The 23,271-nt window shown below is 69.4% G+C and carries 18 protein-coding genes; 10 read left to right on the forward strand and 8 right to left on the reverse strand.

Features of this window, described 5'->3' with window-relative positions; translation table 11 throughout:
* Positions 1-2: 2 nt before the first annotated feature.
* On the reverse strand, positions 3-1,583 hold the full coding sequence (locus AB0M24_RS20410; protein WP_363769665.1) for an Hsp70 family protein: 1,581 nt from the start codon (positions 1,581-1,583) through the stop codon (positions 3-5).
* Position 1,584: 1 nt separating this feature from the next.
* Positions 1,585-4,950, reverse strand: coding sequence for a CHAT domain-containing protein (locus AB0M24_RS20415; protein ID WP_363769668.1), 3,366 nt, complete (start codon positions 4,948-4,950; stop codon positions 1,585-1,587).
* A 286-nt stretch (positions 4,951-5,236) separates the two neighbouring features.
* Here AB0M24_RS20415 and AB0M24_RS20420 point away from each other — a divergent pair, with 286 nt between their 5' ends.
* The 6 genes from AB0M24_RS20420 (at position 5,237) to AB0M24_RS20445 (ending at position 10,709) form a co-directional block, all read left to right on the forward strand.
* Complete coding sequence (locus tag AB0M24_RS20420; RefSeq protein WP_363769671.1) at positions 5,237-5,533, forward strand: CATRA system-associated protein; 297 nt, start codon at positions 5,237-5,239, stop codon at positions 5,531-5,533.
* Positions 5,530-6,918, forward strand: coding sequence for a CATRA conflict system CASPASE/TPR repeat-associated protein (locus tag AB0M24_RS20425; protein ID WP_363769674.1), 1,389 nt, complete (start codon positions 5,530-5,532; stop codon positions 6,916-6,918). The genes AB0M24_RS20420 and AB0M24_RS20425 overlap by 4 nt, the downstream gene beginning before the upstream one ends.
* Positions 6,919-7,010: 92 nt before the next feature.
* Positions 7,011-8,456, forward strand: coding sequence for an argininosuccinate synthase (gene argG / locus AB0M24_RS20430; RefSeq protein WP_363769676.1), 1,446 nt, complete (start codon positions 7,011-7,013; stop codon positions 8,454-8,456).
* Positions 8,457-8,516: 60 nt separating this feature from the next.
* Positions 8,517-9,263: a hypothetical protein gene (locus AB0M24_RS20435; RefSeq protein ID WP_363770251.1), complete on the forward strand. Its 747-nt coding sequence runs from the start codon at positions 8,517-8,519 to the stop codon at positions 9,261-9,263.
* Complete coding sequence (locus AB0M24_RS20440; RefSeq protein ID WP_363769679.1) at positions 9,263-9,883, forward strand: hypothetical protein; 621 nt, start codon at positions 9,263-9,265, stop codon at positions 9,881-9,883. The genes AB0M24_RS20435 and AB0M24_RS20440 overlap by 1 nt, the downstream gene beginning before the upstream one ends.
* Positions 9,876-10,709 carry a phosphotransferase gene (locus AB0M24_RS20445; RefSeq protein ID WP_363769682.1) on the forward strand — a complete coding sequence of 278 codons (834 nt, stop codon included), beginning with the start codon at positions 9,876-9,878 and terminating at the stop codon, positions 10,707-10,709. Before AB0M24_RS20440 ends, AB0M24_RS20445 begins: the two co-directional genes overlap by 8 nt.
* On the opposite strand, the gene AB0M24_RS20450 is transcribed toward AB0M24_RS20445, so the two are convergent.
* Complete coding sequence (locus tag AB0M24_RS20450) at positions 10,660-11,898, reverse strand: MFS transporter (RefSeq protein WP_363769685.1); 1,239 nt, start codon at positions 11,896-11,898, stop codon at positions 10,660-10,662. The genes AB0M24_RS20445 and AB0M24_RS20450 overlap by 50 nt on opposite strands.
* An 82-nt stretch (positions 11,899-11,980) precedes the next feature.
* Here AB0M24_RS20450 and AB0M24_RS20455 point away from each other — a divergent pair, with 82 nt between their 5' ends.
* The gene (locus AB0M24_RS20455; protein WP_363769688.1) at positions 11,981-12,889 is read left to right on the forward strand and encodes a LysR family transcriptional regulator; all 909 of its coding nucleotides are present in this window, start codon (positions 11,981-11,983) and stop codon (positions 12,887-12,889) included.
* Here AB0M24_RS20455 and AB0M24_RS20460 read toward each other — a convergent pair.
* Complete coding sequence (locus tag AB0M24_RS20460) at positions 12,858-13,706, reverse strand: LysR family transcriptional regulator (protein WP_363769691.1); 849 nt, start codon at positions 13,704-13,706, stop codon at positions 12,858-12,860. The two genes, AB0M24_RS20455 and AB0M24_RS20460, sit on opposite strands and share 32 nt — an antisense overlap.
* A gap of 69 nt (positions 13,707-13,775) precedes the next feature.
* Here AB0M24_RS20460 and AB0M24_RS20465 point away from each other — a divergent pair, with 69 nt between their 5' ends.
* The 3 genes from AB0M24_RS20465 to AB0M24_RS20475 all read left to right on the forward strand — a co-directional run bounded on the left by AB0M24_RS20465 (position 13,776) and on the right by AB0M24_RS20475 (position 17,752).
* A complete protein-coding gene (locus tag AB0M24_RS20465; RefSeq protein WP_363769694.1) occupies positions 13,776-14,636 on the forward strand; it encodes an EamA family transporter in 861 nt (286 codons plus the stop codon).
* A gap of 27 nt (positions 14,637-14,663) precedes the next feature.
* Entirely contained in the window at positions 14,664-16,664 is a 2,001-nt protein-coding gene (locus AB0M24_RS20470; RefSeq protein ID WP_363769697.1) for a neutral/alkaline ceramidase, read from the forward strand.
* A 152-nt stretch (positions 16,665-16,816) separates the two neighbouring features.
* Positions 16,817-17,752 carry an alpha/beta hydrolase gene (locus tag AB0M24_RS20475; RefSeq protein ID WP_363769700.1) on the forward strand — a complete coding sequence of 312 codons (936 nt, stop codon included), beginning with the start codon at positions 16,817-16,819 and terminating at the stop codon, positions 17,750-17,752.
* Positions 17,753-17,754: 2 nt separating this feature from the next.
* Here AB0M24_RS20475 and AB0M24_RS20480 read toward each other — a convergent pair whose 3' ends face one another.
* From AB0M24_RS20480 to AB0M24_RS20495, 4 genes are read right to left on the reverse strand one after another with little or no spacing between them, the layout of a single operon-like run.
* Positions 17,755-18,564 (reverse strand): hydrolase, encoded by an 810-nt coding sequence (locus tag AB0M24_RS20480; RefSeq protein ID WP_363769703.1) that lies wholly within the window; start codon positions 18,562-18,564, stop codon positions 17,755-17,757.
* A 34-nt stretch (positions 18,565-18,598) separates the two neighbouring features.
* Complete coding sequence (locus AB0M24_RS20485) at positions 18,599-19,003, reverse strand: hypothetical protein (RefSeq protein ID WP_363769706.1); 405 nt, start codon at positions 19,001-19,003, stop codon at positions 18,599-18,601.
* A gap of 6 nt (positions 19,004-19,009) precedes the next feature.
* Entirely contained in the window at positions 19,010-19,861 is an 852-nt protein-coding gene (locus tag AB0M24_RS20490) for a universal stress protein (RefSeq protein WP_363769709.1), read from the reverse strand.
* Positions 19,862-19,916: 55 nt separating this feature from the next.
* On the reverse strand, positions 19,917-23,246 hold the full coding sequence (locus AB0M24_RS20495) for a CARDB domain-containing protein (RefSeq protein ID WP_363769712.1): 3,330 nt from the start codon (positions 23,244-23,246) through the stop codon (positions 19,917-19,919).
* Positions 23,247-23,271: the final 25 nt, after the last annotated feature.

The raw sequence follows: 23,271 nt of genomic DNA on the forward strand, positions 1-23,271 counted from the left end.
GCTCAGCCCTGCACGCGGTGGCGCGCGATCCAGGCGCGCGACTGCTCGACGTCCGGCTCGCTGAGTCCCTCGATCCGCAGCTCGAACTGCACCTGCGCCTGGGAGTCCGGGTCGGACGCGTGCACGGACAGCTCGCCGGTCTCCGACATCGCGAACCAGATCAGGATGTGCGCGCCCTTGGGCTTGGGCGGCATGTCGCGCAGGAAACCCTTGCCCACGAGCCTGTTCGCCGACAGCTCCATCGAGTCCTCGACGCCCTTCTGCTCCCACACCTCGATCTCGGCCATCCGGGAGTTGGCGTACACGATGCCGAACGGGTACGGCTCGCTGCGGGTGGGCAGCGTCTCGCCGGAGAGCAGGATGTGCTGCACCACCTTGCGCGCGTTCATCGGGTTGATCTCGACCATGGGGTCGCTGGGGTCGATCGCCTTCACGCCGATGCCGCGCGACACGACGGTGGCGGTCGGTATGCCGATGCCGTTCTCGCTGTCGGGCTTGACGTTCTCGCTGATCCGCACCTGCTGCCGGGAGGCGAAGATGGCCGCGCCCTTGGCGACCGCGAGATGGGGCTCGTGCAGCTTGGGCTCGATGCCGAGCAACCCGTGGATGGCGGCGCCGATCGCGGGTGACTTGCTCATGCCGCCGACGAGCAGGACGTCGTCGAGCTCGCGCACGCCCTTGCGTTCGGCCTCCTGCACCGTCAACCGGGTCAGGTCCGTGACGCGGGAGACGAGGTCGGCGGTGAGCTCCTCCAGCTTCTCCCTGGTGAGCTCGACGCGGACGACCTCGCCGCGGAACCGGAGGTCGGTGCTGCGGGTCTGGGCAGTGCTGAGCTCCTTCTTGAGTTTTTCGGCCCGTTGCGTGACGTCGTGCAGGAACACCTCGTCGGCGGTCGGGTCGGTGCGCGGGTGCTTGCGGATGAACTCGTCGACGAGGAAGTCGCGCACGCGTGCGTCCCAGTCCGCGCCGCCGAGGTTGCCCTCTCCCTTGGTGCACAGGACCTGGATGTGGTCGCCTTCGATGCGGATCACCGTGGTGTCGTAGGTTCCGCCGCCGAGGTCGCACACGAGCACGTGCCGCACCCCGTCGGCAGCGCCCTTGCCGAAGCCGTAGTGCAACGCGGCGGCGACCGGTTCGACGATCACGTCGCGCACCTTGAACCCGGCGATCTCGCCCGCGGCCCTGGTCGCTTTCCGTTCCGCCACACCGAAATGCGCGGGCACCGTGATCACGACGTCCTCCACGACGACGCCGGTCGCCTTCCTGCCGCACTCCGCGAGGTACTTGAGCACCAGCGCGGAGATCTCCATCGGGGTGTAGTCGTGGCCGTGGTGCGGGTAGCGCACGCCCGGCGATCCCAGGTGCCGCTTGACGAGCTGGCTGAAGTTGCGCGGTTCCACGACCGCCGAGTTCTTCGCGGTCGTCCCGACGGTGACCTCCAGCGGCGCCTCGAAGTACACGGTGGACGGAGTGATCTCCTCGCCGATGGTGTTGGGGATGACGCCGGCTCTGCCCGAGTAGTCGATGTGGGCGAGCACCGAGTGCGTGGTGCCGAGGTCGATGCCGAAGGCCTTGGTGTTCATCTCATCGCCCCTGGTAGGTGAAGGCGGCCCAGTTGCCGGCGTCGTCGAGTCGGGAGGAACGCAGGCGCCGGGCCAGTGCCCGCGGGAGTCCCGGCGGCAGTCTCCGGCCGGGGTCGAGCATCCACAGCTGGGCGGCGCGCAGGGCCACCGCGGGATCTTCGTAGCCGCGCGTCAGGTAGTGGTGGAACATGATCACGAAGAACGTGGTCGTGATGTCCACGATCGGCCAGCGCGCGCCGACCACGCCGGTGGCCCCCGCGGCGAGGAACGCGGTCGCCAGCGTCAGGGCCTCGTCCTGGGTGGAGTCGGTGAGGTCGCTGGCGCACGAGGCGAGCACCACCAGCCCGCCCTCCGCGTCCGCAGGCCGGTGCCTCGCCTGCCGCAGCACGTCCCGCACGGGCAGCACCTGCCCGTTGTCCAGCACGAGGTGCGAGTCGACCGCCGGGGTGGCGTGACAGGCGTGGCAGGTCAGGTGCAGCACGGACGCACCCGGTCGCAGATCGCTCGGCAGGTGGCTCAGCACGGCGGCGGGCAGCACGTCGTCCTCGACGCACGTCGCGTCCGGGTAGCAGTGGTCGCGGATGGTCGCGGTCTCGGTCGGCGCCCAGTACAGCGACTGGTCGCTCACTCGCACGAGTGCCGCCGCGGCGTCGGCCTGCCTGACGCCGCGCCTCGCCGCGTCGGCGAACTGGCGCGCCGACGCGGCGTAGGTGAGCACCGCGTCCTGGCACGCATAACGCAGTTCGCCGCCGACGCGCCGCCTGGCCGCGTGCCACGCCACCGCTCCCAGCTCGCCCACGGGCACCAGCACGAGCCGGGGCAGGCCGCGGAAGTGGTCGAGCAACGGCCCCATCACCGCGACCCACGACCAGTCGCACATCGAGGCGACCGCGTCGTCCCACTGCTTCTCGTCCGCGGCTGACGGGTCGACGAGCGCACGCCGTGCCGCCTCGAACTGCCGCACCGGCCCGGAACGCAGCTTCGGCAGAGGGATGTGCCGCACCTCGCCGTCCGCGGTCACCACCAGCGCGAAACCGGGCTGCGTCGACTGGGCAGGCAGCAGGTACACCAGCGCCTGACTTCCCGTGCTCCGCAACGCAGTGCTGATGTGGTCCAGCGAAGGCGGGCGCAGCAGCTGCGACTCCGCCTTGGTGCCTTCGAGGGCGGTGAGCACCTGGAACCGCAGATCCGAGGGCACCGGCCCGGGATCGTCGTCGGTGGCCTCCGCCTGCCACCGCTCGGCGAGGTCCGGCCGTTCCGCGTCGCGCAGCAGGTCCGGAATGGACGTCTCCACGCTGATGGAGTTGAGCACGAGGGCCCTGCCGAGTTCGAGCGCGCGCACCGCGAGGTCGAGACGGCCCGCCACGACGCACCACTGCACGATGTTCGCGGCCTCGCCCTCCGCACCCTCGGCCGTGGTCAGCGCGTAGTCGGCCTCGGACTGCAGCAGCACGTCGGCCGCCCGCGCCTGCATCGCGAGGATGCCCTGGTCGGCGGCACGGGCGCGGTCGCCCTGGTCCAGCCGCCGGTTGCCGCGCAGGTGCAGGGCGTCGCCCAGGAAGTAGTGCACGCCCGCTGTGTCGGAGGCGTCGGTGTGGCCGACGAGCGACTCCGCTTCCTCGAGCTGCTCGATGGCGTTGTCGAGATCGGCGGCCTTCGTGGACCGGGCGTAGCGGAACATCATCGACAGACCGACCGTGGCCAGCATCCGGACGCGGTCGCGCGGGCCGGTGGTCGTCTGCTCCCGCAACAGCGCGACCCCGCGGTCGAGCATCTCCAGGTCGTTGCCGACGAACCCGTTGTGCACCAGCGCGGCGGCCTCGGTCATGTCGTCCTGGCGGCCCGACCAGTACCCGGGATTCGGTTGCGCCGCAGGGGCGGGGCCGGTGACCGGCTTCCCGAACGAGCCGGACAGAGTGCGCGCGAACTCCAGCACCCGCGTCACCTCGGCCACGTCGAACTGGGCGACGCGCAGCTCCTCCGCGGTGAGCCCGCGCAGTTCCTCCAGGACCGCGTCGATCTTCTCCGGACTCGTGCCGCCGTGGCGCAGCGACGTGAGCGTGAGGCCCAGCCTGCCCAGCTTCGCCGACACCGCCTGCTGTTCGTCGAGCCCCGGCTCGGCGATGTCGATCAACCGGTAGGCGGACTCGAGGTCGCCGAGGTTCCTCCCGCTGATCGCGCGCTGCCCGAGCGCCATCGCGATGAAGGGTTTGATCATCGGGAACGCCCGGTGCCGCGGCGAGAGCGTGGCCTCCGCCGCTGTGAGGCTCGCGATGCCCGCGCTGATCGAGGACGGCTCCTCGGTCAGGATCCCGTCCAGCACCTCGACCATGCCCCTGGCCAGGTGCCGCGCGCCCTCGTCCGCGATGGTGGCGCTCTCCTCGGCGACGAACTCCCGCAGGTCGTCCAGCCCCGCCCGGTCGCCCGTCTCACCGATCCGGATCGCCATCGCGCTCACGAACGACGTGAACATGTTGTCCCGAGCGGGATCCGACGCCGGGACCTTGTGCAGCACCTTGCGCATCTCGGCGACCTCGTGAGGCAGCTGCGCGCGCTCTACAGGTGTCTTCTCGTGCTGGCCCTTCACCATGGTGACGATGTCGCGCAGCAGCGGCGCCAGCGGGATGTCGTCCCGCAGCAGGAGATCCGCCTCGTGCGCGGCGGCCACCGCTGCGTCGACGTGCACGCGCGCCTTGGTCGCGGACGCCTTCTGGTTCAGCAGCAAGGCGAGCAGCGTCGCGTTCAGAGCGCGGTCGAAACCCTCCTCCGTCAGCGACATGCGGTCGGTCGCCTGCGCGATCGCCTCGTCGAGTGCTCGTTCCTCGTCCTGGTGGTCCTCCCGGAAGTACGGCGAGATGGAGGCGAACAACGCCGCGATCGAGCCGACCGAGGTATCGGACCGCACCGGCTCCGACATCTGGGACAGGTGGCCGGCGATGTCGCTGAAGGCAGCCCTGGTCACGATCGAGGGCAGCATCCCGGCGTCGGAGACGAACCTGGCCGCCTCCGCCCCGTCCGGATCCTCGACGAAGCGGCGGTTCTCCCTGGCCCGCAACGTCGCGGCCCGCAGCTGCACGAGCATCAGCCGGGCGAGATCACCCGCCTCCTCCTGGTAGCCCGGTACGTCCAGCAGCGCGACGAACTCCGCGTGCGCGGTTTGGAAGTCGTCGTCCGGCCCGGCGTGCACGATGTAGCGCAACGCGAGGACGACCGCGCGGTGATGCCTCAGGCCGATGTCGTCGTCGTGTTCGAGCGCGCGCGTGAGCTCGTCGATCGCCTCCTCGACCACGTCCAGAGTGGTGGTGGGTATGGCGAGCGCGTCCATCGCCAGCTGGGGCCCGAGCAACGCGGCGACGGCGGCGCGCATCGGGTGGTCGTCGGTGAGGGCGGCGCGGATCTCCCGGAGGCCTGCGATCGCGGCCCGTGAGTCGTCTCCCGGTGCGAGCCCCTGCCTGCGTTGTGCCGCGGCGAGCGCGGCTTCGAGCCGGGCGATCAGCTCGTCGTCGTTCAGCGGTGCCCCCTACGGTGCGTGTGCTTCAGCGATCGACGGTAACTCCGCGCGGGACCTGGTCACGTGGCAACAAGTTGCCCTCGGCAGCTACCTGTCACGCGCACGGCCGTTGCCGTGCAAGGGGTGTGCCGATGATGTCGGGGTGACGATCGATCAGGAGCTCGCGCGGGACGTGGCCGGGAAGATCCAGTGGTTGCTCAGCCGCAGGCGCACGTCCAACACGTGGCAGCGCTTCGACGACGCGCTGACCGCCGTCCGGGCGGCGCACGAGTCGGGCGACTCCGCGGCGATGGAGCAGGTTCTCTACGAACTGGAACAGCTGACGCGGCGGGTGAGCGAGCGGCTGGGTGAGGAGTCCGCCGCCGAGCCGGAGCCGAAGGTGCGGGACCGCGCGAACGAGCTCGTGCACACGCTGCTGCCGGACGGGGAGGACTCGTGATCGCGCCCGCGCTGCTCACCTTCTTCCAGGTGCCGGTCGAAGGACCGCACGCCGCAGCGGGCCGGGCGTGGCTCGACGAGGCGTGGCGCGTCCTGGGTGACGAGCTGGGGTTCACCGGGCCGGTGCCTGGACTCGGCGTCGGCGTCGACCTCCGCGACGGACCGGGGCTGCTCGCGGCACGGCAGCGCGACGGCCACGAGGTGTGGCAGGCGTCGGTGCGGCTGGAGCACGACGTGCTGTGCCTGACCGTGATGATGGCGCCGGCCCGTGACCGGGACTGCGCCGAGGTGTGGCTGGAGCTCGAACGCGAGCTGGCCCGGCTGGGGCAGCCGTCGGCCGGGGTGCTGGGCGAGACGCGGATCCTGATGGCCCTGAGCACGGGGGAGATCGACCTGGAGGGCGTGCTGCGGGCGGCGGTGCCCGGCGGTGGCACGGTCGGCTGGTCCCGCAGGCCCGACCGGATCAGCCTGCCGGACGGGATCGTGCGGGTGTGGGAGACGAGCCCGCCCGCGGACGACCGGGTGGTGCGGCGCCTCGTCGCGGTCGCCTCGGCCGACCAGGAACGCCCGCTCGACCGGCTGGTGTGGACGACGGGGGACGGCGAGCTCACACCGCTCGCCCGGCACCTGATGCACGCGGCCAAGCTGCGCTACCAGATCCGGGTCTTCCTGCGCGACCGCGGGATCGCGCGCGGGAAGGGCATGCCGGACGTCACCGCGCCCGCGTTGCGCGTGATGCGCCGCGGCTGCGGGATCATCGCCGAGAACCTCGGCAAAGCCCTCAGCGGGCGGCTCCTCACGTCCGGCGGCCCGATAGCGGACGACCTGGCGCTGGGCACCTGGTTCCTCACGCGGCTCGACGACGAGCTGGAGGGGCTGGAGACGTCGGGCACCGAGCAGCAGGAGCCGGCGCCACTGCGCGGCCCGGACGTGTTCGTCAGCTACATCCACGACTCGGACGAGCACAAGAAGGACGTGCGGGTGTTCGCGGACCTGTTGCGCGACACCGGGATCAACGTCCACCTCGACCAGTACTACCCGAACGTCCGGCGGGACTGGTACGCCTGGATGCTCAACCTGGTGCCGACCGCGGACTACATCGTCGTGGTCGCCTCCCCGATGTGCCGCATCGTCGGCGACGCGGCGGGCGACCCGGGCCGCAACCTCGGCGGCCGGTCCGAGATGGGAATCCTGCGCGAGCTGCTGCACTCCGAGAGGCAGGACCGGACGAGGCGGATGCTGCCCGTCGTGCTGCCGGGCGGGTCGGTCGACGACATCCCGTTGTTCCTGCAGCCGCGCACGATGGACCACTACGTCGTGCCGTCGCTGACCAAGGCGGGGGTGGGGGAGGTGCTGGACGTGATCAACGAGCCGCGGCGCGACTGAATGTGGTCCACTACCTGCGACGACATCGCTGAGGCGCAACTAACAGGCACCCCGACGTGCATGCTCATACATCGTCGTGCATAATTCTCAACGTGTCCAAGGTGCTCACTTCACTTCCCGCCGGCGAACGCGTCGGCATCGCCTTCTCCGGTGGTCTCGACACCTCCGTCGCGGTCGCGTGGATGCGTGAGAAGGGCGCGGTGCCGTGCACGTACACCGCGGACATCGGTCAGTACGACGAGCCTGAGATCGACACGGTCCCCGGCCGCGCGGGTACGTACGGTGCCGAGATCGCGCGCCTGGTGGACTGCCGCTCGGCGCTCGTCGAGGAGGGTCTCGCCGCGCTCGCGTGCGGCGCGTTCCACATCCGCTCCGGTGGCCGCGCGTACTTCAACACGACCCCGCTCGGGCGCGCGGTCACGGGCACCATGCTCGTGCGCGCCATGCTCGACGACGACGTCCAGATCTGGGGCGACGGCTCCACCTACAAGGGCAACGACATCGAGCGGTTCTACCGCTACGGCCTGCTCGCGAACCCGTCGCTGCGGATCTACAAGCCGTGGCTCGACGCGGCGTTCGTGACCGAGCTCGGCGGCCGCAAGGAGATGTCCGAGTGGCTGCTGGAGCGTGACCTGCCGTACCGGTCGAGCGTCGAGAAGGCGTACTCGACCGACGCGAACATCTGGGGCGCGACGCACGAGGCCAAGTCGCTCGAGCTGCTCAACGAGGGCATCGAAATCGTCGAGCCGATCATGGGCGTCAAGTTCTGGGACCCGAGCGTCGAGATCGCCACCGAGGACGTGACGATCGGCTTCGACCAGGGCCGCCCGGTCACGATCAACGGCAAGGAGTTCGGCAGCGCCGTCGACCTGGTGCTGGAGGCCAACGCGATCGGCGGCCGCCACGGTCTGGGCATGTCGGACCAGATCGAGAACCGCATCATCGAGGCCAAGAGTCGCGGCATCTACGAGGCACCCGGCATGGCGTTGCTCTACATCGCCTACGACCGGCTCGTGAACGCGATCCACAACGAGGACACCGTCGCGGCCTACCACAACGAGGGCCGCAAGCTCGGCCGCCTGCTGTACGAGGGCCGCTGGCTCGACCCGCAGTCGCTGATGCTGCGCGAGTCGCTGCAGCGCTGGGTCGGCGCCGCGATCACCGGCGAGGTCACGCTGCGGCTGCGTCGCGGCGACGACTACTCGATCCTCGACACGTCCGGCCCGGCGTTCAGCTACCACCCGGACAAGCTGTCGATGGAGCGCACCGAGGACTCGGCGTTCGGCCCCGTCGACCGCATCGGCCAGCTGACCATGCGCAACCTCGACATCGCGGACTCGCGCGCCAAGCTGGAGCTCTTCGCGGGCCTCGGCATGGTCGGCACCCGCCAGTCGGCGCTCATCTCCGCCCAGCCCGAGCCGACGAAGCTGATCGGCGAGGTGCCGGACGGCGGCGCGGAGGTCATCGCCTCCCGCGGCACGGTCTCGGCGGCCGACGAGCTGCTCGACTCGGCGGCGATCGAGTCGGGAACGGACTGATTCGGCCGCTTCCGGCCCCTCCCGAGGGGCCGGAAGCTAGCCTGTTCCTTCGTGTCGATCATGGGGGAGTGGGCTCGACCCGCTGTGCGTCTGCATCCGGTTCAGGGCTCGCCGGGAGTGCGCGACAGTCACATCGGCGGGCCTTTCCTGTGGCCGGCGGACGAACCGTGGCCGTGGTGCGACGGCAGCAAGCACGACGAGGGCCTCACCATCCTCCCGGCCGACAGCTTCGGCGTGCGCGTGGCTCTGACCGGCGCCGTACAGCTCTTCCGGCGCGACTTCCCCGAACTGCCGTTTCCTCCTGGAACCGACCTGCTCCAGGTCCTGCTGTGCCCGTTGGAGCACTGGGACGAGGAAACCGACCACTTCGGGCCTTGCGTGCGGCTCTTCTGGCGTTCGTCCGACGTCACGGACGTGCTGCCCGCCGCCCCTGAACCCGCCGTGTTCGAACCGCAGTACCGGACGCGCCCGTGCGTGCTGCACCCGTGCCGCGTCGTCGAGTACCCGATGGGCGACGAACAGCCCGTGGGCGCGGGGGACTGGCCGCCGGTCGCGAACGGCAGCAAGGTCGGCGGCTGGGCGTTCTGGTGGCAGACCTCGCCTTTCGGCTTGGAATGCCCCTCCTGCGGAGCCGATCGGCGCCTTCTGCTAGCTCTTTACACCCACGAGGAACCCGAGAAGGAGCTCTGCTCCTGCGAGGTCGCCGAACGGGCGGTCGTCGGGTGGGAGTTCGGCCGGGAGGGCGCATTGAACGTGTTCGCGTGCACACAGGATGTCCAGCACCCGATCAAGCTGCACGTCGACTGATGGGCGCCGAGGATGCACGGCCCGCCGTGCTGCTGAACCCGCTGGAGGGCGAGCCGACGGACGCCGACAGCCACATCGGCGGGCCTCTGCTGTGGCCGATCGACGATCCGTGGCCGGTGTGCTCGGTCGACGGCGAGCCCTTCGTCGGTGCGGTGCAGCTCTACCAGCGGGACTTCCCCGAGCTGCCGTTTCCCAGCGGCACCGACGTGGTGCAGGTGTTGCTCTGCGCGCTTGACCACGATGCCGGCGGGCCCGACGTGCGGCTGGTGTGGCGCGACTCGTCGTCGGTGGTCGAGCTGATCGAGGAGGAACCCGACCCCTCGGAGGTGGAGGAGCGGTACGTCCCGACGATCAACGTCTTCGAGCCGATCCGGTACGCCGAACACCCGGACAAGGTGTCGGGCGGCACGAAGATCGGCGGGTGGACACCGTGGTACGACTCGGGTCCGTTCGTGTTCTCCTGTCCGGAGTGCGGCTCGGTGCAGCACCAGACGTTGTCACTCGCGACGCACGAGCCGTCCGGTGACGACGTCGAGTGGGAGTTCGGCGACGAGGGCAACCTGAACGTCTTCTTGTGCGAGAAGGACGTCCGGCATCCGATCAAGGTGCACATTGACTGACGTCCGGGAGATCGCCGCGGGACTGGGCCTGCGGGCAGGAGAGCTGGTCGACACCGGCGGCGATTTCCTCGTGCTGCACGCTCATGACGCCGACGGCGAGGCGTGGATACTGCGCCAGCCGCGCCGCGAGTGGGCGTTGCAGCGCATGGGGCCGGAACGCGCGTTGCTCGACCTGGTCGCCGATCGCGTGCCGGTGCCGGTGCCGCGCTGGCTCCCGGAGCACCGGGACATCGCGATCTACCGCGCGCTCCCCGGCGAACGCCCGGACGAGCCGTCGGACGAGTACTTCGAAGACGTGGCACGGTTTCTGGCCGCGCTGCACGCGATTCCGTTGGAGGAAGCCGCGCGGACGGGTGTCCAGATGCGCTCGCCGGACGACATCCGTTCGGTGATCGCGGAGAAGATCCACCGGGCACGGGGTGAGCTCGCGCTGTCGGACGACCTGTGGCACTACTGGCAGGCCTGGCTCGACGACGACTCGACGTGGCCGCCCCGGTCGGTCGTCGCGCACGCCGACATCTGCCCGGCGAACACGTTGGTGGACAACGGAAAACTCTCGGGCGTCATCGACTGGACCGACTCGCTGGTGGGTGATCCGGCGTCGGACTTCCGCAGGCTCGCCAAGCAGTTCGGGCGGCTCGACGAGCTGATCTCCTCGTACGCCAGGCACGGCGGGCTGACCTGGCCGGGGATGCGGCGGCACGTCGAGGAACGCATCCGGATGGCACCGGTCGACTCCGGGCTCTACGGAATCGACTCGGGCCAGGACCGGTACGTCACGAGCGCTTTGGAGCGGCTAGCACTGCTACGCCCGCCAGCAGCATGAGCAGGATCGCGGCGAACCACGTCATCACCGTCGTCGCGGCGAGGTAGCGGGTCGCGAGGCCGATCGACAACGACGGCACGCTCAGCCCGAGGTAGGCGATGAAGAACAGGCCCGCCAACGCCTCGCCGCGCCGGGCAGGTGCCGCCGTCCTGGCCACCGCGCCGATCGCGGCCTTGAACTGCACGCCCGCGCCGACACCCGCGATCGCGCCACCGGCCAGGAACAACGGGAAGCTGGTCGCGTACATGCCGGCGACCACGAGCAGGATGCCGATCGCCTGCGCGCCAAGGCCGATCGCCCTGAGGGTGCTCACTTGCACGCCGCTGGTCAGCGTTTGGGCGAGAGCCGCGCCGCCGAACACGATGAACACGACCAGCCCGGCCAGCGTCCGCGACGGGTGGTGCAGCTCGCCCGCCACGAACCCCGGCGAGACCGACGTGAACACACCGAACACCGCGAACGCCGAGAACGCGCCCAGTCCGGCGGCGCCGTGGTTGGCGCTGACCCGTTGTGGACGGTAGGTGACCTGTTGGCGGGTAACGGTTTCCGGCGTGAGTGCCACTGCGGCCATGCTCACCACGAGCAACACGGCCAAGACGACGTACGGGGTGCTGAGCGGCGACGACGAGTACTGCGCGAGCACACCGGCCACCAGCGCGCCGACGCCGAGACCGCCGATGTTCGCGGCGGTCGAGACGATCTCGAAGCGCTGGGAGGACGCGCCGGGCCGGTGGTGGGTGTGGAGGTCGTGCAGGTACGCGGTGGCGGTCGCGGCGATCATGCCGACGCCGAGGCCGTTGATCACGCGGGCGGTGATCAGCACGGGCAACGTGGTGCTGCTGAGGAACAACAGCGCGGACACGACCTCCAAACCCAGTGCGGGGATGAGGATCGTCTTGCGGCCCACCCAGTCCGAGACGTGCCCGGCGAGCAGCAGGCTGATCACGACGCCGACCGCGAACGCGGCGAACACGACCGTGATGGCGAAGGTGGAGAAGCCTTCGCGGGCCACGTACAGGGGGAACAGGGGAGAGGGGACGGTCGAGTAGGCCATCGCGACGAGGAAGGTGCCGGCGACGACCCAGAAACCCCGGCCGTGGTGCTTGCTCACGGCTGCTGGAGTGGTTGCCGAGCCGGTGGCGCCGCTGGTCAGTGGGCTGGCGGCGGGCGAAGTGAGATCCAGGGACACGTCACCACCCTGCGTGCCTGGATCCATCACGTCCAACGAAAGTTGCAGCTCGCGATCATCACTTTCTGAGATACTCGCAGGTGTGGACCTGCGTCAGCTGGAGTACTTCGTCGCGATCGCGGAGGAAGGCACCTTCACCCGCGCCGCCGCACGCGTGCACGTCGTCCAGTCCGCCGTCTCGGCCGCGATCAAGACCCTCGAACGCGAGCTTGGCGCGACCCTGCTCGACCGCAACGCCAAGCGGGTCCTGCTGACCGACGCGGGCGAGGCGCTCCTGCCCAAAGCCCGAGCCGTCCTGGACGCCGTCGTCGAGGCCAAGGACGCCGTGGCCGAGGTCAAAGGCGGGCTGCGAGGCACGGTGAAGCTGGGCACGCTGACGTCGATGACCCTGATCGACCTGCCCGCGCTGCTCGGCGAGTTCCACCGCAGGCATCCCGGCGTGCTCGTCCGCACCAGCGCGGCCACCTCGGGCTCGCAGGGCCTGATCGAGCAGCTGCTGGACCGCAGGCTCGACCTCGCGTTCGCGTCCCTGCCGGGCGACGTGCCGGACGGGATCCTCCTCGACGAGCTCGCGCACTCGGTGATGGACTTGGTCGTGCCGAACGACCATCCGTTGGCGCACAAGGAGGAAGTCCCCATCGGCGACCTCGCCGGCCTGGACTTCATCGACTCACCGCTCGGCTACGGCAACCGGGCTGTGGCGGACCGCGCGTTCGCACACGCGGCCGTGCCTCGCCGAGTGACCCTGGAGATGTCGGACATCTACACCGGCGTCGACTACGTGCGGCACGGTCTGGGCGTCGCCTTGCTGCCCAAGTACATCCTCGCGGGCGCGGAAGGCGTGACCACGTTGAAGGTCACGGGCGCCGACCTCAGGTGGCCGCTGGCACTCGCGCGGCCCGCGGACCGCACGCCGTCCGCCGCGTCCAGGGCGTTGATCGCGGTCGTGCACGAGATCTTCAGCCGCGATAGGCGTCGCACGCCAGCGTGACCAGGTCGCCCAGGTGCTGCGGCGGCTGGTCGCGCCACCACGCCAGCCACACCGGGATCGGCGGCGCGTCCTGCACGGCCCGATACGCGACGCCCGGGCGGGGGTTCAGCGACGCGGTGGCCTCGGACGTCATCCCGACGGCCTGGCCCGCGGCGATCAGCGTCAGCCACTCGTCGACGCTGTGCGTGTTGCGCACGACGGCGGGCGCGGCGCCGGGTTTCCAGAGGTCCAAAGTGGTCGTTCCGGTCCGGTCGTCGACCGCGATCCCGTACCTGGCCAGATCCGCGAGCTTCAGGGAACGCTTGCGCGCCAACGGGTTGTCCGTCGCCACAACGCCGTAGCGCCGTTCGGTGCCCAGCAACGCCGTCTCGAACCGCGGATCGTCGAGGGCTTTCCGCAGGACCGCGACGTCGGCGGTACCCTCGGCGAGCCCCGCGGTGAGCGAGTTCGACTGCACGAACACCAGCGGCAGCCCGGGATGCGCCGAAGCCCAGGCTTTCTGGAGCCGCCGGGTGTGTTTGCCGAGCGCCGACCACGCGTAGCCGATCCGCAGCTCGGTCTGCGACTCCGACGCGACCCGTTGCAGGTGCGCGACCTCGTCCAGCACGCGCCGTGCGGCGGCCAGAACCTGCGTGCCGACGCTGGTCAGGGCGACGTGCCGGGTCGAGCGCTGCAACAGTCGCACGCCTAGCGCCGCCTCCAACCCCGCGACGGCACGCGACACAGATGCCTGGGTGAGGTCGAGGTCCCGTGCCGCGTCGGTGAACGTGCCCGCGTCCACCACCGCGACGAACGCCCTCAGCTGCCGCAGATCCATACGTCCAGCGTATAACCAGAACGGCTCATGCATTTCCCGTATCAACGAGGAAACCGCAGGCTGTGCGGCATGAAGAGCCTCGGCGGATTCGCCACGATGACCGCCAGCGCGGCCAGCAGCCAGCTCGGTGCCGCGGTGGGCGCCCACGCGTTCGCCACCATCGGCCCGGCCGGTGTGGTGGCGGTGCGCCAGTTCGTCGCGGCGGCGGTGCTGCTGCCGGTCGCCCGCCCGAACCCGCGCAGATTCACGTGGGCGCAATGGTGGCCGACGATCGCGCTCGGCCTGGTGTTCGCCACCATGAACCTCAGCCTCTACACGGCGGTCGACCGGATCGGCCTGGGCCTCGCGGTCACGCTGGAGGTTCTGGGGCCGTTGGCCGTCGCGCTGGGTGGTTCCAGGACGAAACTGGACATCCTGTTCGTGCTGATCGCGGCCGCCGGCGTCTACGTGTTGGTGCTGCCCGGCCCGAGCAGCGACTACCTCGGCATCGGCGCCGGACTGCTCGCGGCGACGTGCTGGGCCGCGTACATCCTGCTCAACCGCCTTGTGGGGCAACGACTTCCGGGCCTGCAGGCACCGGCGGCGGCGACGAGCGTGTCGGCGCTGCTGTACGTCCCGGTCGCGGCGTTCCTGATCGCGCAGGGCCAGTTCACCGGCACTGCCGTGCTGTACGCGATCGGCGCGGGCGTGTTCTGCAGCGTCGTGCCCTACGTCGCCGACCTGATCGCGCTGCGCAGGGTGCCGGCGCGGTTCTTCGGGCTGGTGTGCAGCGTGCATCCGGTGCTGGCCGCGCTCGCCGGTCTGGTCTTGCTGGGGGAGACGCTCGAGCTCCACCACTGGGCTGGAATCTTGCTCGTCGTCACCGCCAATGCACTCGCAGTGACTTGCACGAAGTGGTCTGGATCACCTACCGTTCAGTCCGAAATGTGAATCCCCTTCACTTAAGTGGGGTCGTCCATGCGGACAGCAGTGATGACGGTGGTTGCCGCCCTGACAGGAGCCGCGCTGGTCAGCGGTCCGTTCGCGTGGGCTGAACCCGAGCCCTACCTCGTCGGCAGAGGCATCTCCGACGTCACCGGCCCGGCCGCGGAGAACGGCATGATGGGCTACTCCAAGTTCGACCAGAAGACGACGGGCATCGCCCAGCGGCTGCGGTCGCGCGCGTACGTCGTGGTCGACCGCAGCAACGGCAAGCGCGTCGCGTACGTCAACGCCGACCTCGCGATGATCTTCCGCGCGGTGCAGGAGGGCGTGCTCACCAAGCTGCAGGCCAAGTACGGCACCACCTACACGCGCGAGAACCTGCTGCTGTCCGCCACGCACACGCACAGCGGCCCCGGCGGCCAGTCGCACAACCTCGCCTACAACCTGTCGATCCTCGGCCTGCAGCCCCAGGCGCTCGCGGCCGTGGTCGACGGCATCACCGAGTCGGTCGTCGAGGCGCACGAGGACCTCAAGCCCGGCTCGATCAGCCTCGGCGTCGGCGAGCTGACGAACGCCTCGGTGAACCGGTCGCGCGTCGCGTTCGACCGCAACCCCGACAAGGGCGCGTTCCCCGCCGGCATCGACCCGCAGATGACCGTGCTGAAGTTCCGGCAGTCCGGCGACGACGTGGGCGCGATCAGCTGGTTCGCCACCCACAACACGTCGATCACCAACGCCAACACGCTGATCAGCCCGGACAACAAGGGGTACGCGGCCTACCAGTGGGAGCACGACGACGAGGGCGTGCGGTACCTGGACAACTCCTCGGGCTTCGTGGCGGCGTTCCCGAACACCAACGCCGGTGACATGTCGCCGAACCTGAACCTGAAGCCGGGTTCCGGCCCCACCGACAACGAGTGGGAGAACGCGCGCATCATCGGCGAGCGCCAGAACCGCAAGGCGCAGGAGATCTACAACGGGCCTCAGGCTGCTGTGTCCGGTGGTGTCGACTACCGGATGAAGTTCGTGGACATGTCGGCTGTTCAGGTCGAGGGCAAGTACATGTCCAACGGCCAGCCCGGCACGACGTGCTCGGGAGTCGTCGGCGCGTCGACGATCGCGGGCAGTGTCGAGGACGGCCCGGCGATCCCCGGCTTCTCCGAGGGCATGCAGTCGCCGTGGAAGAAGCTGTTCGAGCCGCTGCAGATGGAGGTTCCGCAGTGGCTGCGGGACTGCCAGTTCCCGAAGGCCTCTTTGGTGCCGACGGGTCTGATCGGCGCGACGCCGAACATCGTGCCGCTGCAGATCGTCCGAATCGGACAGTTGCACCTGGTCGCGATGCCGTCCGAGGTCACGATCACCGCGGGTCTGCGCATTCGCAAGACGGTCGCCGCCGAGCTGGGTGTGCCGGTGCAGAACGTGCTGATCCAGGGCTACTCCAACGACTACAGCCAGTACGTCACCACGCCGGAGGAGTACGACTCGCAGCAGTACGAGGGCGGCTCCACGTTGTTCGGCCGCAACACCACGCCCGCGTACCAGCAGGAGTTCGGCAAGATCGCGGCGTCGATGAAGTCAGGGTCCGCTCTGCCCGCCGGTCCGCTGCCGGGCAAGCCGCCGTTCACCGAGATCAACCTGCAGACCGGCGTCGTGCTGGACGACAAGCCCGCCGACAAGAAGTACGGCGATGTCCTTGTGGCGCCGAAGGCTTCTTACGGGCGCGGCGAGACCGTCACGGCCGTGTTCGTCACCGGTCACCCGAAGAACAACCTGCACCGCAACGGCACCTTCCTGGAGGTGCAGCAGCAGGTGAACGGTCAGTGGGTGCGCGTGGCCGACGACGGTGACTGGTCCACGCGCTACAAGTGGGAACGCGTCGGCATCGCCTTCTCGAACGCCACGATCACCTGGCAGATCCCACCTGGCACCGCCTCCGGCACCTACCGCATCGTCCACCACGGCGACGAGAAGTCGGGCTGGACGGGCAGGATCACCGGCTTCACGGGAGCGACAGCCGGTTTCACAGTGGGCTGATGCCTGCTCGATGAACGGCGCTTTTGTCCACGTGAGGTGGACGAAAGCGCCGTTCATCGTTATTCCCGGGCGGGGGTGAGAGGGTAGTTACGTTGTACACGATTTAATCGCGCACTAGGTTTCATGGCATCGGACCTCACGAAGGAGCAGCCATGAAGCGCCCAGTCCTCGAGCCCGCCGCCGCCGAGTTCGCCGCCGCCACCGCCCAGCCGCCGTTCCTGTTCGAGATCGACCCCTCGGAAGGCCGCAAGGCGGTCGACGAGGTGCAGTCGGGCTCAGTGGACAAGCCCGATGTCGACGAGCAATGGGTCGAGCTCGACGGCTTCAAGGTTCGCGTGATCAAGCCCCTGGACGTCACCGGCGAGCTCCCGGTCATCCTCTACATCCACGGCGCGGGCTGGGTGTTCGGCAACGCCCACACCCACGACCGCCTGGTCCGCGAACTGGCCGTAGGCGCCCGCGCCGCTGTCGTCTTCCCGGAGTACTCGCTCTCACCCGAGGCCCGCTACCCGGTCGCGATCAACCAGAACTACGCCACCGCGCGGTGGGTTCTCGCTTCTGGCGCGTCGTACGGCCTCGACACGTCCCGGATCGCGGTCGCCGGCGACTCGGTCGGCGGCAACATGGCGGCGGCCCTGACGTTGCAGGCCAAGGAGCGCGGCGACGTGTCCCTGAAGGCCCAGGTCCTCTTCTACCCGGTGACCGACGCGTCGTTCGACACCGACTCGTACCTGCAGTTCGCCGAGGGCTACTTCCTGCGCCGCGACGGCATGCAGTGGTTCTGGGACCAGTACACGACGAACCCGCTGGAGCGCGCCGAGATCACCGCCTCCCCGCTGCGCGCGACGCTGGAGCAGCTCGCCGGCCTCCCGCAGGCGCTGGTGATCACCGCCGAGGCCGACGTGCTGCGCGACGAGGGCGAGGCCTACGCGGACAAGCTGCGCCAGGCCGGTGTACCCGTCACCGCGGTCCGGTACGCGGGCGCGATCCACGACTTCGTGATGCTGAACGCGTTGCGGGGCACGCACGCCGCCGAGGGTGCGATCAACCAGGCGAGCGCGTTCCTGCGCAAGGCGCTCGAGGCCTGACCTCACCCGAGGTGGTCGTTCGCTCCGCTGACCCACGCGATGTACCGGTCGGCGGAGCGGCGCACCGCCTCCTTGGCGTCAAGGAGCACCGCGCGCCCCAGCAGGCTGTAGAGACGCTCGAACGCATAGGGCTCCAGCCGCTCCACGATCCGCCGCACCAGCCCGGCGGACAGCGGAATCTGGTTGGGATAGCTGCGCATGAACGTCACCCAACCGCTGTCCGCCACCGGAACCATGGTGTCCCCGACGAGCAGAACGCCGGAAGCGATGTGCGCGACCGCGGCGCCGGGGAAGTGCCCACCGGCTTCGACGAGCGTGACACCGGGCAACACCTCCAGAGTGCCGGACCACTCGCGAATCACCGGATCCTCGCGCCGCACCCACCGCCGGTCCGCCGAGTGCACGAGGACGGGAACGTTCCCCAGCGCGTGGCTCAGACTCACCTGCGAGCCGTACATGTGCGGGTGGCTCGCCGCGATCACCGCCACCCCTCCGAGCGAGGCGATCTTGTCGAGCAACGGTTGGTCGACGTGGTTGGGCGGGTCCCACAACAGGTTGCCCGCGGGCGTCTGCACCAGATGCGTCCGCTGACCGATGCCCAACGGCGGCTCGCGATGCAGCCGATGCAGGCCCGGCTCCAGTTCCTCGTGCACCAGCTCGTGACCAACAGCGGCCAGCTCGTCCAAAGTCGTCCACACCTGGCCGGTAGGAGGCACCCACTGCCGTTCGTCGACGCAGATTGAGCACACATCAGGAGGTTGCGAGGTGTCGGGGTGCTCCACGCCGCAGGTACCGCAGATCCAGATCGTCACGGCGAGGAGTCTTCAACCTCCAGCGAGGTCGAGGTCAAGGGTTGATCCGCACCGTGCTCTCGACCCGGAACGGCGTCCCTTGCTGGCACGTCGTCATCGCGCCGGGCTCGGCCTTACCGGTCACCTCCACCGCGGCGCCGTTCATCGCGATCGCCGGGTCCGCGCCGAGCAGCAGGTACTGCTCGGTGCTGGTGTTCAGGATCAGGCAGCCGACCTCGACACCCGCGGACACCATTCCCCGCAGCGTCGTCGCACCGGGAACAGGCCGGGGAGACGGCGTCGTGGTGAGCGGCGCGGACGACGGCGGCAGCGGGGCCGGGATGCTCGGCGTCGACGTGTCGGACGCCGGCGAGCTCGACGCCGGAGCCTGAGGCGGTGGTGGGGTCTGCCCGCAGGACGCCAGCACCAAGCACAACAGCACGGCCGTTAACCCGCGCATCGAACGTCACCTCCGATGGACCACCGCGACCGGGCACGGCGCGTGGTGCAGCACAGCGTGACTGACCGAACCCAGGATCGCACGCTTCACCACGCCGCGGCCGTGGCTTCCGACCACCACGAGAGCAGCGCCCTCGGCCGCTTGGAGCAACGCACGGGCCGGCGCGTCGAAAGCGACCTCCTGGGCCACGTGGACGTCCGGGCGGCGGGCGCGGTGCGGGGCGAGCTGTTCGTCGAGGAGCTTCGCGAGGTCCACGCGGATGTGGTCGAAGTCCTGCTCGGGCAGCTCGGCCCAGCCGACGTCGTTCCACGCGTAGATCGCGAGCAGCTCGCGGCCGTGGCGGGCGGCGAACGCGAAGGCGTACTCGATCGCGTCGGCGGACGTCGCGGAACCGTCCACACCCAGGACCACGCGGCCGTCCAAGGGGCCTGAACGCGTCACGACGATCGGGCGGCCACCGATCGACACGAGGCCGGAGGCGGTGGAACCGAGGAACATCTCGGCGATGCCGGTACGTCCGGAGGAACCCAGCACGAGCAGTTCGCCGTCTTCCTCGGCGAGCACGTCGACCGGGCGGCCCAGCCGGACGGCGGTTCCGACCTGGAGGTCCGGCCAGCCCTGTTTGATCTCCGCGGACAGCTCGGCGAGGTGGTCCTCCGCGGCGCGCGTCATCGTCTCCTCGGTCACGAACTCCGGGATCGGCGCGGACATCGGGGTGAAGACGGGCTCGGGCAGGGGTGCGCGGACGGCCTGCACGACCTGCAACGTGGCACCGCACCGCGACGCCTCTTCCGCACCCCACAGCACGGCTCGCCGCGCGAGGTCGGAACCGTCGAAACCCACCACGACCGTGGACATGAGAAACCACCTCCAGCCAGGGGATACCCAGCTGGAGGCGGCCCTTAACCATGATCTAGTTGATGACGAACTGCGAACCCGGCTCGATCAGGACGTTCCCGTCCCGCGAGTTGGTGATGTTCACGTTCGTCAGCCGCGCCGAGCCGCGGGCCTGGGCCATCGCGAGGATGCCGGAGCCGTTGTTCGACCTGTCGATCCGGACGTTGCTGATCTGCACGTCCGGCATGCCGCTGCCACCGCCCTTGAACTGGATGCCGTCGTAGGTGGAGTCGGAGATCTCGGTGTCCCGGATGACGACGCCCGGGATCGCGAGGTTCTGCGAGAACAGCGTGATGGCGCCGAACTCCTGCGCCTCACCCCAGAACGCGCCACCCGTGCGGTACAGGGCGTTGTTGGCGAGCGTGGTCGTCCCGCCGAACGGCAACGGGTCGTGGTCGGTCGCCAGCATGATGCCCGGGTAGTTCGCCGTGTCGGAGATGATGTTGTTCTCCGCGCGGTTGTTCGACCCGCCGTAGATCGCGATTCCGTTGGCACGCCACGGCAACGCGATCGTGTTGTTGAGGAACGCGTTGCCGCTGCCGACGTCGACGTTCTGGTCCTTCACGTACTTCGACGCCCACACCGCCAGCGCGTCGTCGCCCGTGGTGCGGAACGACGAGTTGAAGACGGTGGAGTTGCGGGTGCCGTTGGTGAAGTTGATGCCGTCGGCGTAGGTGTCGCGGATCCGCATGCCGCTGAACTGCAGGCCGTCGCCGGGGTTCCAGCGGTCCGGCAGGTTGGTGTAGTCGCGGCCGACCCAGACACCGACGTTGGCGTGCTCGATCCACACGTTGGTGATCTTGGTGTTCTTGCCGAACCGGCCGTTCAGTCCGACGCCGCCTTCCGCGTTGCCGTCACCGCCTCGGATCCGGCCGGAACCGAAGATCGCGATGTCGGAGATCTGCGTGTTGTCGTCGATGTCGAACCCGAAGTTGCCCTCGTGCGGGTGGTTGATCGTTCCCGCGTCCTGCGGCTGGGTGAGCGAGAACAGCTGCGAGTGCCACATGCCGGCGCCGCGGATCGTGACGTTGCGGATGCCGACCTGGTTGTACTGACCGGAGTTGAAGAGGGTCAGGATCTTCTTCTCCTGCCGGAACTTGCCTTCCGGGATCCAGACGCAGGGAATCTCGCCGTTCTGGTCGGCGGTCACCGCGCGCTGGATGGCGTCCGCGTCGTCGACCTGGTCGTTCGCCACAGCACCGTACTGCGTGATCGACACGCACTCGGACGGCTTCTGCGCGGCCGGTGCGACCTGTTCGAGGTCGATCAGGTCGATGACGTAGAACTGCGCGTTGTCACCGGAATCGCGCTGCAGCTTGAACCTCGTGCCCGCCGGGTAGCTGGTGGCCAGCAACGTCGAGGACTCGTCGAACAGGCGTCGCGCGTCGCCGCCCGGCCGGTTCGTGAGGCCCTCGGGGTCGTCCGTCGAGCCGTAGAGCCAGCTGTGCCGCGACGACAGGGTCACCTTCTGCACGAACTGGTCGTTGGCGTACAGGCTGATCGTGGCTTCCTGACCGCCACCGGCGGCGGCGTCCGGGATGGAGTTGCGGACCACGATCGAGTTCGTGCTGACCGTCGAGGTGATCTCCACGAACTGGCCCTGCGAGTCGAGCCGCACCGACTTGCGGCCGGACGACTCGCTGCCGAAGTTGGTGTGCCCGAACGTGCGCTTCGCGTCCGCCTCGAGCAGCTGACCCTGGTAGCGGCCGCTTTCGGCCTCGTACGACGTGAACGGCACCGAGGCGCCGCGTCCGACCACAATGGACTGAGTCGCGGTGTTGTTGTTCTCGTTGGTTTCCGCGACCTGACCGTTCGCGTCGGCGGTCGCGGTGGCCGTGGCACCGCCGTTGGTGGCGGTCCAGGTGCCGACGTTGACCGTCACGGTCTGACCGGCGTTGATCGCTCCGGTGTTCGCGGTCAACGTGCTGCTGCCGACGACAACCCGCGTCACCGAAGCACCGGCCGCGGACGTGCCGCGGTTGTTCACCGACACCGCGAACGTCACCTGCTGACCGGCCGCCGGGGACGACGGGTTCGGCGTGATGCCGGTGATCTGCAGGTCCGGTCCAGGAGCCTGGCCGACGACCAGGGGAGAGCCGGAGGTGAAGGTGTTGTTGCCCTCGTTGGTCTCCGCGACCTGGTTGGCCGGGTCCACGGTGGCTCCTGCCGCGTAGGACCCGGCGCCCCGCCGACCCGCGTCGACGCTGACGCTGGTGGTGGCTCCAGGTGCGAGCCCGCCGACCTGGGCGGTGCCCGCAGTGCTTCCTCCGAGCGTGACGTTCAGGGTCGTCGCGCCGGACGCCACCGTGCCGCCGTTGCGCACGGTCGCGGTGAGCGTGATCGCGTCGGCCTCGCTCGGGCTGGCCGGCGTCCACGCCAGGTTCGTGACGGTCAGGTCAGGAGCCGGTGCGGCCGCTCCGAACACCTGGAACTCGGCGACCTGGCCGCCGGGCGCGCCGGAGTTGGAGTAGAAGTGCAGCCGGACGTCCGCGACGCGCCCGCTGACCGGGATCGTGACGCTGTTGCCGCTGGCGGGGTCGAACCGGTAGTCGGCGCGGGCCTTCAGGGTCGCGAACGCCGTGGCGCTCGACTCCCTGCCCAGCACCTCGAAGTTCTGCGTGCGCGCGCCCCAGACCGAGTCCGGGTTGAGCTTCACGACGACCGAGGTGACGTCCGCGTTCGAGCCGAGCTTGGCGGTCAGGTGACCGGGGAAGCCGTTGGACTCCCAGTACGTGCCGGTGTTGCCGTCGACGGCGTTGGCGGCCACGAAGTCGTGCACGTGACCGGATTCCTCGACCGGCTTGCCCGCCGCCAGGTTGTCGCCGCTGGGCGGCGGGTCGACCGGGCCGGACTCGCCGTGCACCTCGAACTCGCTGAGCTGACCGGCGGGCCAGGCGGTGTTCGCGGTGATCGTCACCCGGACGTACCGGACGGACGTCGCCGCGAAGTCCAGCGTCACCGTGTTGTTCGAGGCAGGGGAGAACACCCGGCCGCTCGACCCGGAGATGTCGCTGAACTGCGAGCCGTTCTGACTTCCCTGCACAGCAAGGGTCTGCGTGCGCTGCTCCCAGTTCGAGGGCAGTCGCAGCACGACCTTGCTGACGTCCCGTGCCGCACCCAGATCGGCCTGGATCCACTGCGGGAACACGTTGTTCGTGCTCTCCCAGTAGCTTCCCTGGTTGCCGTCACCGGCGTTTCCGGCGCCGTACGGGCCGTTGGTGCTCGACGCGGTCAGGTTGGCGGAGAGCCGGACGACCGCTGCTCCTGCCGAAGGTGAGAGTCCGAAGAGTGTCAGTGCGGTTACGAGCGCAGCGCTCACCGCACGCTTCAAGAGCGTGGATTTCATTGAATTGTCCTTCACGGCAGGGGAA

The sequence above is a fragment of the Lentzea sp. NPDC051838 genome, assembly GCF_040681245.1.
In the GTDB taxonomy this organism is placed as follows: domain Bacteria; phylum Actinomycetota; class Actinomycetes; order Mycobacteriales; family Pseudonocardiaceae; genus Lentzea.